Here is a 13322-nt window from a genome sequence, read left to right as displayed (position 1 = left end):
CGCGCAGGAGCGGCCCACCGGATGAGCGCCATGCCCGACGCGGATGAGCACTCGGCGGAAGACATCGAAGCGGGCCGCCTGCTGTTCACGCGCGCCTGGACGTTTTCGCGCGGCTCGCCCGGCCTCGATCATCTGCCGCCGGACGACCGCCCGGAAATCGCGTTCGCGGGCCGCTCGAACGTCGGCAAGTCGAGCCTGATCAACGCGCTCGTCGGTCAGCGCACATTGGCTCGCGCGTCGAACACGCCGGGCCGGACGCAGGAACTCAACTTCTTCACCGATCCGAACGCCGACCTCTATCTCGTCGACATGCCCGGCTACGGCTTTGCCGAAGCGCCGAAGGATAAAGTCGCTGCCTGGAATAAAACCTTGCGCAGCTTCCTCGCTGGCCGGCGCACGCTGCTCCGCGTCTTCGTACTCGTCGATGCGCGACACGGATTGAAACCGGTCGACGACGAGATCATGGCGCTGCTCGACGGCGCGGCAGTCTCTTACCAGGTGCTGCTGACGAAAGCCGACAAGATCAGCCTCACCGATCTCGAACGTGTCACCGCGAACACGACGAAATCGCTCGCGAAGCATCCGGCCGCCTATCCGCGCGTCATCGCGACGTCGTCCGAAACAGGCATGGGCTTTGAGGATTTGCGCGCCGTCGTCGCCAAGCTCATCGCCGCGCACGGCGGATAACAAACGAAGCGATCCACCGCTCTTGCAAAAGCTAGTGGATCAGCCGTTCGATCAGCGCCTTCGCGGTCGTCATCCCGGATTCACCGAACGTCGAGAGCGCACCGCCGACGATCGCTGCAATCGTCCAGCCGAACAATCGCGCGAACGTGCGCTTGAGGTTGCGACGAACCTTGACCTCGATGACCTGATCGGGAAGCGCCGTCTCGGCGGCGACGCCATCGGCGCCGATCGTCCGCGCTGAAACAACGATCTGCAATTGCGACCAGCCTCGCGACTGCGGCGTGATCAGAAACCGCCAGCTCGCGAAGTCTTCCGCGCCATATCCGAGATTGTTCTCGACCCATTGCGTTTCCGGCGACGCCGTCTCGATGAAAAAGCCGCCGTCCGGCGCACGCATGCGCACCGCCATCGCCTTCGTCACCGTAATCTGATGCTGCCAGGCGGCTCCGCCGCCATCGAGGTTCTCCGCCAGCGACTTGATCGACGCCTTGGCGATGCGCACTTCCACACGCTCGGTTTTGCCGACGCGCATGGTGCGGGGAATATTCTCGGCAAGCTGGCCGGTCTCCGCTTTCGCGTTTCTGCCGCGTTTGCGGCCCGCGCTTTTCTCTTTCGATGGGACGGATTGCGCAGAGGCAGGCGGCCCGACCGGAAGCTGGTCTCCACGCACCTCGGCTCTGAGACCGGAATCGGTCGGCATAGGGCTCGGCGGCGCGCCCGGCGCGGGAGCCGGCAAGATTGGCCCAGGGAAAGGAATACGCATCCCCGGTGATCCCGGCGCGATCGGCTCGGGAATGGGCGGCGGCGGTCCACCCGTCGGGCGCGGACGCGGAAGTTCGCCGGGATAACCCTGCCCCGGCGGCGACTGCGGCGGCTGCGGCCCGCGCATCGGCGGAGCCGGGACATGAGGCTGCCCCGGCAACGTCGCCCGCACCGATGGCTGAGCGACTGTTCGCTCTGGAAGATCCAACGACGGCTCGAACGGCGGTGGCGGCGCCGGGTATGCCCGATCCTGCGGGCCTCCGCCGGGCGCACCCTGCGCAGCGTTGTCAGCATCGCGGCCGCGCTGAGTCTGCGCTCCGAATTGCGGGCTCGGCCTGCCCTCCTGCGCAGGAGCGGGCCGCTGCGGAACTGCCGAGTTTGCATCCGTCGGCTGCGGTTCGAAACGCGGTGCCGGCGTCGGACTCGGTTCAAGTGTCGGTTCCGGAGTGGCGGGCGCCACGGATGCCGCGGGCGCTTCCGGCTTAGGATGTGCCTGAACGTTTGCGCCCGGTGGCGCAGGAGGCGGCGGCGCCGGTTGCGGCATATCCTTCATGAGATCGCGCAACGATGGCGTCGATCGCGACTGTACGCGTTCCCGCGCCCGCGCCAGAACGTCATCGGCGACCGGAGGCTGAGCGGCGGGCGCGCGCTGTGGCGCAGGTGCAGACGCCAGCGCCTGCTGGAGCGCGCGAATCGCGCTGTCGAACGTCAGTCCATGCGCCTGCAAAATATCCGCGGCGAGACTGCGCCCATCGCCGACGATCGCAGCGAGAACGATGGCCCCGTTAATATCGCGCCTTCGACTGCCACGCGCCGCCGCGGCAGCCGCTTCAAGGATGCGCCGCACGTCCGCTGACACGCCAAGGCTCGTCGGCGCCTGCTCCGGATCGAAGCCCGGCTGAGTAAACTGTCCCACCACATCGGATTTGAGCGCCGCGATATTAACGTTGCTCGCGTCGAGCACCGCGCAGGCGTCCGAATCGTCGCACAGCGCCGCCAGCAAATGCTCAAGCGCGACCTCGGGCGCACCCGAGCCAGCCGCGAATTCGGCCCCGCGCGACAGCGTCGCGCCAAGATCCGGCGACATCGGGATTTGAGCAAGGTCAGCGGCAGTTACGCCCACGAGATCTCCAGGCCAGAAGTCAAAAACAGCGTCTAAACAAGCTCGCGTGGCAACGCTACAGCATTGCCGCGACGGTTGGCAGACGGGAATGGTTTTCGTCCCCAACCCGTGTCCGCGGTGCGTCAGGACCGCCCCAAGCCCCTGTCGATGCCGGAAATCCGTTGAGGCTGCGGGCCGCCGCGCTATAAGACCGCCACGAGAGCGCCCGAAGCACCTAAAGCGCAATTATCCCACTGTCCTATGGCATTTTGGGGAATCCCGTGACGTCAACGAACAAACCTCACGAAAAAAGCGCCGGCGTCGTGGAAGACCGGCCAAGCGCCCATCTGCAAGCGCGCATTCTGGCCGAGGCCATCCCGCATCTCATCCGCTACGACGAACAGACCGTCGTCGTGAAGTTCGGCGGCCACGCCATGGGCGACGAGCAGCTCTCGAACGCCTTCGCGCAGGACATCGTCTATCTCAAGCAGTCCGGCATCAATCCGATCGTGGTTCACGGCGGCGGCCCGCAGATCGCGAGCATGCTGAAAAAGCTCGAGATCAAATCCGACTTCGTCAACGGGCTACGGGTCACCGACAAGCCGACGGTCGAAGTCGTCGAGATGGTGCTCGCCGGCAAGATCAACAAGGAGATCGTCTCGGCGATCAACCGTCAGGGCGGCAAGGCGGTCGGCATCTCGGGCAAAGATGCCAATCTGATGATCGCCAAGAAAATCACGGAGATGGCCGACCCGCAGTCGAACCTGATGAAGGCCGTCGACATCGGCTTCGTCGGCGATCCTCTCGAGGTCAATCCGCATATCGTCGAAGTCATTTCCAAGTCGGATCTGATCCCCGTCATCGCGCCGGTCGGCATCAGCCGCGACGGCGAGACGCTGAACATCAACGCCGACACCTTCGCCTCCGCGCTGGCGGCGCGCATGCAGGCAAAACGCCTGCTGCTCCTGACCGACGTCGCGGGCGTGCTCGACAACGACAAGAAGCTCGTGCCCGAGCTGACGATCGATGACGCACACGCCATGATCAAGAGCGGCGCAATCTCCGGCGGCATGATCCCCAAGATCGAAGGCTGCATCGAAGTCGTCGAGGCCGGCGTCGAAGGCGTCGTCATCATCGATGGCCGCGTGCCGCACTGCGTCCTGCTCGAACTCTTTACCGAGCACGGCGTCGGCACGCTCGTGCGTCGCGCCGAACGCAAGAAGAGCAAAGGCTGATGGCAGCGACGGCCTCAATCTCCGCCACGGCCGCCGCAACCACGACGCGACGTGGTTTCGACCACGTCGATACCTGGATCTTCGATCTCGATAACACGCTCTATCCGGCCTCCTGCAATCTCTTCGCGCAGGTCGACCGGCGCATGAGCGAATATATCGCCAAGGCCATTGGCGTTCCGCGCGAGCACGCCCGGCATTTGCAGAAAGCCTATTATCGCCAGTTCGGAACGACACTCGCAGGCCTGATGCAGGTGCACAAACTGCAGCCGGGACCGTTCCTCGACTACGTGCACGATATCGACGTTTCCGTCGTGCCCGAGTTGCCGGAGCTTGCCGCAGCCATCGCCGCCCTTCCCGGCCGCCGCCTCATCTTTACGAACGGCTCACGCCGCCACGCGGAGAACGTCGCGAGCCGCCTCGGCGTGCTACATCTCTTCGAGGACATTTGCGACATTGCCGCGCTCGAATACGTGCCGAAACCGGAGCGCGCCGCATTCGACCAGATGCTGAAGCTGCACGGCGTCGCGCCATCGCAATCGGCAATGTTCGAAGACATGCCGCACAACCTCGAAGTCGCCTCCGACATCGGCATGACGACCGTACTCGTCCATTCCGATTACATCGACCATCCGGCGCAACTGAAAATCCGCGACTGGCGCGAGTTGCCCGGCCACATCCATTATCTGACGCGCGACCTGACCGGCTTTCTCAAAACCGACGCCGCTCCGAAAGACCTGCCGATCACCCGCGTCCGATAAACGGCATTGCCGTCGCCATCACATTCATGAACTGCACGTTGGCTTCGAGCGGCAGATTGGCGATATAAAGCACCGCATCGGCGACGTGCGCGACATCGATGCGCGGCTCGCTCCGGACGCTTCCGTCAGCTTGCGGAACACCAACCGCCATCTTCTTCGTGAAGTCGGTCGCCGCATTCCCGATATCGATCTGCGAGCACGCGATGTTATGCGCGCGTCCGTCGAGCGAGATGCTTTTCGTCAGCCCCGTCAGCGCATGTTTCGTCGCCGTATAGGGCGCTGAAAACGGACGCGGCGCCTGCGCCGAGATCGACCCGTTGTTGATGATCCGGCCGCCCTTCGGCGTTTGCGTTTTCATGATGCGAATGGCTTCACGCGCGCACAGAAACGGCCCGGTGAGATTGACACCAACAACCCGCTGCCATTCTTCGAGCGAAAGCTCATCGAGCGGAACACCCTTGGCGAACGTCCCGGCATTATTGAACAGGAGATCGAGCCGCCCGAAGCGCGCAAGCGTCTGGTCAAACACGGCTTTCACCGCAGCTTCGTCGGTCACGTCCGCCGGAAGCACGAGAAAGCTGCCGCCGCCAGAGCTGCCTTCAGCCGCCGTCTTCTCAAGCTCCGCCTCGCGACGGCCGACGAGCACGACGTCGTAACCGGCACCCTGAAGCTTCAACGCGACCGCGCGCCCGATCCCCGATCCCGCACCCGTGATCAACGCGACGCGCCGCTGTCCGCTCATGACCTATCCCTTGCAATCTCACCACAACGATTGGGATAACGCGGAACATCGGCGCGCGCCAGTTTCTGCGGCCACGCCGCCATGCTATGCCGAACCGCTTCACGAGGGAGGCTCGCGAACGTGGGGAACGCGGAAGAAGCTCAAGCAGGGTTCTGTACGAACTGCGGAACCGCCCTGGTCGGACCGTTCTGCGGCGGCTGCGGAAAGCCGTCGACGTCATCCGCTAAGCCACGACCCGAAGGCTGGAGCGCGCTCACCAGCGAATTCATGAACGGCCCGAAACAGGTCGGAATGCACGCGGTCGCGTTATCGTTCCTCGCGCATCCGGTCCGCACCATCCTGCGCCTGACCGACGATCCCACGTACCGTTCGCACTGGAGCTTTCTGACCGCCTGCGTCGGCGCCCAGCTGACGCTCGTCTACGTCATTCTTCCGCGCGTTTATTCCGCGCTGTTCAATGCGCCCAACGCCGCCGACAGCTCCGCGGTCATTACGAATGAGATCGTGCAATACGTCGGCATGGCGATCATGACGCCAATCCAGTACTACCTGTGCCGCGCGCTTGGATCGATCCCTCGATCGCCAATGTCCTACATCAAGCTTTGCGTGCTGAGCGTCAGCTATTGCACGCTGCTCGGCATCATCACGGCTTTCACCTACTTCGGGATTGTCTTGGCCGACGCCAAAGCCGGCTCGGTTCTCGATCTCGGCGAAGTCTGGCAGGCGCTGACCGTCGCCAACATGGCTGCGATCCTGGTGTTCGTAACGCTCACGCACCGCCGGTTCTGGGGGCTGTCGTGGGTGCGCGCGACGGGCGTGACGATTGCGATCGCCATCATGTCGTGGGTGGTCGTTTACCCCGGACTGACGTCGCTGCTGGAAAAAGCAAATATCGGAAAAACGCTGACGAGCCTGACGAGTTGAACCCGTCTAGCGCGTCGGAACGGGCTTCTCGCCACGATAGTCGTAGAAACCGCGCTTCGTCTTGCGGCCGAGCCAACCGGCTTCAACGTATTTAACCAGAAGCGGGCACGGCCGGTATTTCGAATCCGACAGCCCTTCGTAAAGCACCTGCATGACGCTGAGGCAGGTATCGAGCCCGATGAAATCGGCAAGCTCCAGCGGTCCCATCGGATGGTGAGCGCCGAGCCGCATCGCCTTGTCGATGGCTTCAACCGTGCCAACGCCCTCATAAAGTGTATAGACGGCCTCGTTGATCATCGGCAGCAGAATGCGATTGACGATGAAAGCCGGAAAATCTTCCGCGACCGCCGTTTTCTTTCCGAGGCTTTCGACAAATGCCTTCGCCGTCGAGAACGTCTCGTCTTCGGTCGCGATCCCGCGAATGAGTTCGACGAGCTCCATCAGCGGCACAGGATTCATGAAGTGCATGCCGATGAAGTCTTCCGGCCGGTCGGTCGTCGCCGCCAGCCGCGTGATCGAAATCGACGACGTATTGGACGCGAGCATCGCCGTCGGTTTGAGATGCGGACAGAGCGCGGCGAAGATCTTGTGCTTCAGTGCCTCGTCTTCGGTCGCCGCTTCGATGACGAGATCGCAATCGCCGAACGCTTCGAGGTTCGGCGCGTAGCTGATGCGCTCTAGCGCCTGATCGCGCTCGCTCTCCTGGATAGAACCTTTGGCGATCTGCCGCGCGAGGTTCTTGCTGACCGCTTCGAGACCTTTGTCGAACGCCTCTTTCTTGAGGTCGTTGATCGCCACGTTGTAGCCCGATAGCGCCACGACGTGAGCGATACCGCTGCCCATCTGGCCCGCGCCGATGATCCCGACCTTGCTGATGACCCGCGCAGGCCGGATGCCGGCTTTGCTTTTTTCCATCAGCTTCTGGGTCTGCACCATGAATGGATATCCTCTAGAGGTCCCAAGGCGCTGCGTTCAACGGCCGGCTTTCTGCAGCTCCGCATCGAGTTCGGGCAAAGCTTGAAAGAGATCCGCGACCAGGCCGTAATCCGCAACCTGGAAAATAGGCGCTTCCGGATCCTTGTTGATCGCGACGATCACCTTCGAATCTTTCATGCCCGCGAGATGCTGGATCGCGCCGGAGATGCCCACCGCAACGTAAAGATCAGGGGCGACGACCTTGCCGGTCTGACCCACCTGCCAGTCGTTCGGGACGAAGCCCGCATCGACCGCCGCGCGCGAGGCACCCATCGCAGCACCGAGCCGATCCGCGACAGGCTCGATATATTTGGTGAAGTTTTCGCCGTTTGCCATACCGCGGCCGCCGGAAATAATGATCCGCGCCGACGTGAGTTCGGGCCGGTCCGACTTCGTGAGTTCCGCGTGCTCGAACGTCGAGACACCGACAGCCGACGGTGCCGCGACGGTTTCGATCGCAGCCGAGCCGCCCTCGCCGACAGCCTGGAAGGCAGCCGTGCGAACCGTGATGATTTTCGTCTTCTCCGACGACTGCACAGTCTGGATGGCGTTACCCGCATAGATCGGCCGCTCAAACGTATCGGGCGACACGACCTTGATGATGTCGGAAATCTGCATCACGTCGAGCTTGGCTGCGACGCGCGGCAGAATGTTTTTGCCATAAGCCGTCGCCGCCGCGACGATCGCGGAATAATTTCCAGCGATCGATACGATCAGCGCCGCGACTTCCTCGGCGAGGCCGTTTGCAAGCTGCGGCGCATCCGCGAGCAGAACCTTGGCGACGCCATCGAGCTTGGCAGCCGACTCGGCCGCGGCTTTGGCGTCCGCTCCCGCAACGAGAACATGAACGTCGCCGCCGAGTTGCTTGGCGGCAGTCAGGGCTTTCGCCGTGGCAGGCGCCAGCGCGCCGTTTGCGACTTCGGCAAGAAGAAGTGTCGACATTACAGAATCCCCGCTTCGGTTTTGAGCTTCTGAACAAGCTCGGCAACGCTGCCGACCTTGACGCCGGCCTTGCGCGTCGGGGGTTCAGTTGTCTTGAGAACTTTGAGGCGTGGACTGATATCGACGCCGAAATCTTCCGGCTTCTTGACGTCGAGCGGCTTTTTCTTCGCCTTCATGATGTTGGGCAGCGAAGGATAGCGCGGTTCGTTCAAGCGCAGGTCCGTCGTGACGACTGCGGGCAGCTTGAGCTTGATCGTCTCGAGACCGCCGTCGACTTCGCGCGTGACCGTGACGCTTCCCGCGTCCGTGACGACCTTCGACGCGAACGTGCCCTGCGGCCAGTCGAGGAGGCTCGCGAGCATCTGGCCCGTCTGGTTGCTGTCGTCGTCGATCGCCTGCTTGCCGAGAATGACGAGATCGGGCTTTTCGGCTTCAACCACGGCCTTCAGAAGTTTGGCGACCGCCAGCGGCTCGACGTTCGTGCCGTCCGCCGTTTCGATGAGGATGGCGCGATCGGCGCCGATCGCGAGGGCCGTGCGCAGCGTTTCCTGCGCCTTCGCCGGGCCGATGGAAACAACGACGACTTCCTGAGCGCCGCTTTTCTCTTTCAACCGAACCGCTTCTTCGACGGCGATTTCGTCAAAGGGGTTCATCGACATCTTGACGTTCGCCAAGTCGATCCCAGAACCATCCGGTTTGACGCGAATTTTGACGTTGTAATCGACGACGCGCTTGACCGGCACAACGATTTTCATGCCATCCGCCAGCTCACTGGCGCTCCCAATATTGTTGTTACCGGCGTTTGGACTGCCGCCGGCTTTTGCGGCGCCACACGCCGCGAACAGATGTTCGGACTGCTGAACTTTACCTGCCCGACAGACCTAAAGCCTCTCGGCAGCATCGGTTCTCGCAACTGCGAAGACCGAAAATTAGGGGCCGCTTCCGTGCAAGTCAATCGCCGCCTCGTCGCGGCGCACACCCTGCCGGGCCCAGGGTAAATGGGACCCGGAAGGCGTGGTCTGCCTACCGGTTCTTGCCCGGCACCCACAGGATGTCGCCCTTGCCCCGCTCGTTGACGTAGCGGCTGGCGACGAACAGGAAATCCGAGAGACGGTTGATGTACTTGAGCACCGGCGCGCTGACCGGTTCTCCCGGAATGGCCGCCAGTTCGACGATCATGCGTTCGGCACGCCGCGAAACGGTCCGCGCCACATGCAGGGCTGCCGCCGTTGCGCTGCCGCCCGGCAGAATGAACGAGCGCAGCGGCGTCAGCGACCCATTCATCAGGTCGATTTCCTCCTCGAGCCGCTTGACCTGCGCGTCCGCGACCCGCAGCGGCTCATAGGGCAGCTTTTCGCCGCGATCCGGCACGCAGAGATCGGCGCCGAGATCGAAGAGATCGTTCTGAACGCGCAGCAGCATCGCATCGACGTCTGGATCGGCGTTTGCCAAGTGAACGCGCGCCACGCCGATGTGGGCGTTCGTTTCATCGACGGTGCCGTAAGCGGCGATGCGCGGCGATGTTTTCGGCACCCGTTCGCCTGAGCCGAGCGCAGTCGTCCCCGCGTCTCCGGTTTTCGTATAGATCTTGTTGAGGACCACCATCGGTCAAAGGCTCCTGGCATTGATATTCGGGACGAAGTTTCGGGCCGCGCGCCGCTTTGAGCCGCCGCGGCCTTTAGCGGGACACAAATGCATAGGCAAGAATGATCAGAATGGCGAGGAACTGCAGCGCGATACGCCAGCGCATCAGCTTTTGGCTGAGGTTCGAATTTCCGCCTTTCATCAACGTGCGCAGGCCGTAGAGCAGTACGGCGAGTACAGCGAGCGTCGCGACGGTCGTGGCATGGTAGAGAAACGTTTGCATCCGGCTTATCCGCCTCCAGTATTCCAGATTGGCTTAAGCCTATGGACCCGCGGCGGCAATTGCCAAGACTACGCGGAAACGACGCGGCACGCGACGTTCGCCGGTGGATTCGCCCCGGAAAGGGCTCGCATTACGCATTTGAAATTTGCGCTCTTCGGCAAATGTCTTAATCCTTGCGACGCATCATATTTGGCTCCGGCCCCGAGGCGGATATCTCCTCACACCCCGGCCCCATGCGCTTTTCGACCTGAGGCCCAGTGAACAACCAGTTGTCGGCATGTCGGAACACTTGGCGGCGGCGCCCCGGCGCTGGCCCTAGCCTCCGGATTCTTGCAGCTGCAGCGCTGTCGATGGCCGCGTCCGCACCGCTCGCGGCACAGGACACTCTTCCGACCGATGCCGACACGGCCCGCAAGGTCCTCGATCAGAAGCGCCAGCAACTCAATGAAAACGCCGCCAAGGAACTTACGATCCGTTCCGACGTCGCCGAACTCGATGCCGAGCGCGAACGGCTGAACTCGCGCCTCATCGAAACGGCGCACCTGATCCAGCGCGGCGAAGCGAAGATGACGTCAATCGAAGGCCGCCTCTCGGAACTTGGCGAGCAGGAAAAAATGGTTCGCGGTTCGCTCGAGCAGCGGCACGGCCAGATCGCATCGCTCCTGGCGGCCTTGCAGCGGATCGGACGTAATCCGCCGCCGGTTCTCGTCACTCGTCGCGAAGACGCGCTCAAGATGGTGCGCAGCGCGATGCTGCTCTCCTCGGCCTTTCCGGAATTGAAAGATCAGGCCGTCACCCTCTCGGCGAGACTTAGCGAGCTGCAGAACGTAATGGCGAGCATCCGCACCGAAGGCGCGCACCTTCGCGCCGAAACCGATCGCCTGAACGAGACACGCACGCGCCTCGCAAGCCTGATGGAAGCCAAAAAGCTGTCGCTGGCCGACCGCCAGACCGAGTTGGCCGAGGTGCGCGTCGCGGCGGGCGAAATCACGAAAAACGTCGGCAACCTGACAGAACTCATCACGCGCCTCGATCAGACCGTCACCGAAAAGACCGGCCTCGGCGCCTACAACAGCCAGCTGAAAAACGAGCAGCGCGCCGCCGCGCCACAAACACCGGCATCGTCCGGACCGCAGATCATCACGCCGCCGCCGGAAACGCCCGAAATTGCGAGCGCTGCGGCTGATGCGGCTGCCGCGAAAACGCCACCCTCCGCGACGCCTGCCGCAGCCGCCCCTGTCGCAGCAGCATCCGGCGCAGCGGCGGAAGCGGTCGCGCCTCCGGCCAAGGTCGCCATATTGACGCCACCGCCTTCACCCAAGCAGGCGATGGTCGAGCTGGCGCCGTCCGGCACGTCTCTCATTCCGGGCAATGCCGGCCGGATCAAACCCGCGATCCCCTTCGCATCGGCGCAAGGCAAGCTGCCACTGCCGGCGCAAGGCCGCCGCGCTTTGTCGTTCGGCGATCGCACGCAATACGGCGGCCAGTCGAAAGGCACTGTTATCGAAACGCGTTACGCGGCGCAGATTACGTCACCCTGTGACGGTTGGGTCGTTTACGCAGGTGAGTTCCGCAGCTACGGGCAACTCTTGATCATCAACGCGGGCGGCGGCTATCATGTCCTGCTCGCCGGCCTCTCGCAGATCGACGTCCGGTCAGGCCAGTTCGTATTGGCCGCAGAGCCTGTCGGTACAATGAGTGGCGGTCAAAAGAATACGCCGTCTTCGGCGCAAATAAGCGGACCCGTTTTATACGTTGAATTTCGTAAGGACGGGCGTCCCATCGACCCCGGTCCCTGGTGGGCATCAGGTCAGCAGAAGGTACAAGGCTAATGCGCAAGACTGATTATGCTTTCTGGACATTCCTGCTGATGACAGGCTTGGCCGGGGCGACGACACTCCTCAACGTCACGCAGACATACTCCGCGACGTCATCGCAAAATTCCGAGCTCTATAAGCAGCTCGATCTCTTCGGCGACGTCCTTGAACGCGTGCGCTCCGATTACGTGGAGAAGCCCGACGACACGCAGCTCATCGAGTCGGCGATCAACGGCATGCTGTCGTCGCTCGATCCGCACTCGTCGTACATGAGCCCGAAAAACTTCCGCGACATGCAGGTGCAGACGCGCGGTGAGTTCGGCGGTCTCGGCATCGAAGTCACGATGGAGAACGGCGTCATCAAGGTCGTCTCTCCGATCGACGACACACCGGCTGCAAAAGCCGGCCTGATGGCGAACGACTTGATCACGCATCTCGATAACGAAGCGATTTCCGGCCTGACGCTTGAGCAGGCCGTTGAGAAAATGCGCGGCCCCGTCAACACGCCGATCATGTTGACCGTCGTGCGCAAGGGCAAGGACGATCCGTTCGACGTCAAGGTCGTGCGCGACGTCATTCGCATCAATCCGGTGAAGTCGCGCGCCGAAGGCGATATCGGCTACATCAAGGTCTCGACCTTCAACGAGCAGACACACGCCAATCTCGTGAAGGCCGTGGAAACGCTCGACAAGCAGATCGGCCCGAACCTCAAAGGCTGGGTGATCGATCTGCGCAACAACCCCGGCGGTCTCCTCGACCAGGCCATCGCCGTTTCCGACGACTTCCTCGAGCAGGGCGCGATCGTTCTGACCAAAGGCCGCAACAACGAGGAAACTCAGCGCGCCAACGCCCGTCCGGGCGACATTTCGGATGGCAAGAAGATCGTCGTGCTGATCAACGGCGGCTCGGCCTCGGCATCCGAGATCGTCGCCGGCGCGCTTCAAGACCAGAAACGCGCAACGATCATCGGTACGCGTTCGTTCGGCAAAGGCTCGGTCCAGACGATCATTCCGCTCGGCGCCAATGGCGCGATCCGCCTGACCACGGCGCGCTACTACACGCCGTCGAACCGTTCGATCCAAGCCAAGGGCATCGAGCCGGATATCGTCGTCGACGAGGCGATCCCGGACGATCTGAAGGACAAGATCGGCGCCGACAAGCCGCGTGGCGAGGCGAGCCTTCGCGGCCACCTGAAAAACCCCGACGGCAGCGCCAAGGAAGGCAAGGATGAAGAATCCGACTCGTCGTCATACGTTGCCAAGGATGCCGACAAGGATACGCAGCTTCAGTATGCACTGAGCTTCCTGCACGGCACCGCCAAGGGTCCGGAAGCGGCGAACAACGCCTCTACCACTCCGGCAACGCCCGCGACCCCTCCGGCGGCAAACAGCAGCGGCACCACCACGCCGACGCCGCCCGAAGAGAAGAAGACGACGCCGAACTGACATCCCGCCGTCGAACACCTAAGCTTTGAAGGGCGCCCTCGCGGCGCCCTTCGTTTGCGCAGAACT

Annotated in this window: 13 protein-coding genes; 6 read left to right on the top strand and 7 right to left on the bottom strand. The window is 62.8% G+C overall.

Features of this window, described 5'->3' with window-relative positions; all coding sequences use genetic code 11:
• The first annotated feature begins 21 nt into the window (after window positions 1-21).
• Entirely contained in the window at window positions 22-687 is a 666-nt protein-coding gene (yihA, locus tag HYPGJ_RS01770) for a ribosome biogenesis GTP-binding protein YihA/YsxC (RefSeq protein ID WP_083983990.1), read from the top strand.
• A 31-nt stretch (window positions 688-718) separates the two neighbouring features.
• Here the strand turns inward: yihA and HYPGJ_RS01765 are convergent, their stop codons facing one another.
• Window positions 719-2572, bottom strand: a complete 1854-nt coding sequence (locus HYPGJ_RS01765) for a Clp protease N-terminal domain-containing protein (protein WP_046845586.1) — start codon at window positions 2570-2572, stop codon at window positions 719-721.
• A gap of 302 nt (window positions 2573-2874) precedes the next feature.
• Here HYPGJ_RS01765 and argB point away from each other — a divergent pair, with 302 nt between their 5' ends.
• Together argB and HYPGJ_RS01755 are read left to right on the top strand one after the other, a co-directional pair.
• Window positions 2875-3786, top strand: a complete 912-nt coding sequence (gene argB, locus HYPGJ_RS01760) for an acetylglutamate kinase (protein ID WP_046845808.1) — start codon at window positions 2875-2877, stop codon at window positions 3784-3786.
• Window positions 3786-4544 carry a pyrimidine 5'-nucleotidase gene (locus HYPGJ_RS01755; RefSeq protein ID WP_046845585.1) on the top strand — a complete coding sequence of 253 codons (759 nt, stop codon included), beginning with the start codon at window positions 3786-3788 and terminating at the stop codon, window positions 4542-4544. The genes argB and HYPGJ_RS01755 overlap by 1 nt, the downstream gene beginning before the upstream one ends.
• Here the strand turns inward: HYPGJ_RS01755 and HYPGJ_RS01750 are convergent.
• Window positions 4528-5286, bottom strand: a complete 759-nt coding sequence (locus tag HYPGJ_RS01750) for an SDR family oxidoreductase (protein ID WP_046845584.1) — start codon at window positions 5284-5286, stop codon at window positions 4528-4530. The two genes, HYPGJ_RS01755 and HYPGJ_RS01750, sit on opposite strands and share 17 nt — an antisense overlap.
• Window positions 5287-5406: 120 nt before the next feature.
• Between HYPGJ_RS01750 and HYPGJ_RS01745 the strand changes: the two genes are divergently transcribed.
• Window positions 5407-6210, top strand: coding sequence for a zinc ribbon domain-containing protein (locus tag HYPGJ_RS01745; protein WP_046845583.1), 804 nt, complete (start codon window positions 5407-5409; stop codon window positions 6208-6210).
• Window positions 6211-6216: 6 nt separating this feature from the next.
• Here HYPGJ_RS01745 and HYPGJ_RS01740 read toward each other — a convergent pair whose 3' ends face one another.
• The 5 genes from HYPGJ_RS01740 to HYPGJ_RS01720 form a co-directional block, all read right to left on the bottom strand.
• A complete protein-coding gene (locus tag HYPGJ_RS01740; RefSeq protein WP_013217367.1) occupies window positions 6217-7146 on the bottom strand; it encodes a 3-hydroxybutyryl-CoA dehydrogenase in 930 nt (309 codons plus the stop codon).
• A 36-nt stretch (window positions 7147-7182) separates the two neighbouring features.
• The gene (locus HYPGJ_RS01735; protein ID WP_046845582.1) at window positions 7183-8127 is read right to left on the bottom strand and encodes an FAD-binding protein; all 945 of its coding nucleotides are present in this window, start codon (window positions 8125-8127) and stop codon (window positions 7183-7185) included.
• A complete protein-coding gene (locus HYPGJ_RS01730; RefSeq protein ID WP_046845581.1) occupies window positions 8127-8882 on the bottom strand; it encodes an electron transfer flavoprotein subunit beta/FixA family protein in 756 nt (251 codons plus the stop codon). Before HYPGJ_RS01730 ends, HYPGJ_RS01735 begins: the two co-directional genes overlap by 1 nt.
• A 268-nt stretch (window positions 8883-9150) precedes the next feature.
• Entirely contained in the window at window positions 9151-9732 is a 582-nt protein-coding gene (locus tag HYPGJ_RS01725) for a cob(I)yrinic acid a,c-diamide adenosyltransferase (protein WP_013217364.1), read from the bottom strand.
• Window positions 9733-9805: 73 nt separating this feature from the next.
• Window positions 9806-9994: a twin transmembrane helix small protein gene (locus HYPGJ_RS01720; protein ID WP_046845580.1), complete on the bottom strand. Its 189-nt coding sequence runs from the start codon at window positions 9992-9994 to the stop codon at window positions 9806-9808.
• 350 nt (window positions 9995-10344) lie between these two features.
• On the opposite strand from HYPGJ_RS01720, the gene HYPGJ_RS01715 reads away from it, so the two are divergent.
• Both HYPGJ_RS01715 and HYPGJ_RS01710 read left to right on the top strand, forming a co-directional pair.
• Window positions 10345-11826 carry a peptidoglycan DD-metalloendopeptidase family protein gene (locus tag HYPGJ_RS01715; protein WP_244465972.1) on the top strand — a complete coding sequence of 494 codons (1482 nt, stop codon included), beginning with the start codon at window positions 10345-10347 and terminating at the stop codon, window positions 11824-11826.
• Complete coding sequence (locus HYPGJ_RS01710; RefSeq protein ID WP_046845578.1) at window positions 11826-13256, top strand: S41 family peptidase; 1431 nt, start codon at window positions 11826-11828, stop codon at window positions 13254-13256. Before HYPGJ_RS01715 ends, HYPGJ_RS01710 begins: the two co-directional genes overlap by 1 nt.
• Window positions 13257-13322 lie beyond the last annotated feature (66 nt).

The sequence above is a fragment of the Hyphomicrobium sp. GJ21 genome (assembly GCF_001006785.1).
Classification (GTDB): Bacteria; Pseudomonadota; Alphaproteobacteria; order Rhizobiales; family Hyphomicrobiaceae; genus Hyphomicrobium_B.
Note: the sequence above shows the minus strand (reverse complement) of the source record. Positions and strands in the feature narration are given on the sequence as shown.

Coding starts and splice junctions, on each gene's coding strand:
- yihA (WP_083983990.1), top strand. CDS start 22: ATGAGCGCCATGCCCGACGCGGATGAGCACTCGGCGGAAGACATCGAA.
- HYPGJ_RS01755 (WP_046845585.1), top strand. CDS start 3,786: ATGGCAGCGACGGCCTCAATCTCCGCCACGGCCGCCGCAACCACGACG.
- HYPGJ_RS01750 (WP_046845584.1), bottom strand. CDS start 5,286: ATGAGCGGACAGCGGCGCGTCGCGTTGATCACGGGTGCGGGATCGGGG.
- HYPGJ_RS01740 (WP_013217367.1), bottom strand. CDS start 7,146: ATGGTGCAGACCCAGAAGCTGATGGAAAAAAGCAAAGCCGGCATCCGG.
- HYPGJ_RS01735 (WP_046845582.1), bottom strand. CDS start 8,127: ATGTCGACACTTCTTCTTGCCGAAGTCGCAAACGGCGCGCTGGCGCCT.
- HYPGJ_RS01730 (WP_046845581.1), bottom strand. CDS start 8,882: ATGAAAATCGTTGTGCCGGTCAAGCGCGTCGTCGATTACAACGTCAAA.
- HYPGJ_RS01725 (WP_013217364.1), bottom strand. CDS start 9,732: ATGGTGGTCCTCAACAAGATCTATACGAAAACCGGAGACGCGGGGACG.
- HYPGJ_RS01720 (WP_046845580.1), bottom strand. CDS start 9,994: ATGCAAACGTTTCTCTACCATGCCACGACCGTCGCGACGCTCGCTGTA.
- HYPGJ_RS01715 (WP_244465972.1), top strand. CDS start 10,345: ATGGCCGCGTCCGCACCGCTCGCGGCACAGGACACTCTTCCGACCGAT.
- HYPGJ_RS01710 (WP_046845578.1), top strand. CDS start 11,826: ATGCGCAAGACTGATTATGCTTTCTGGACATTCCTGCTGATGACAGGC.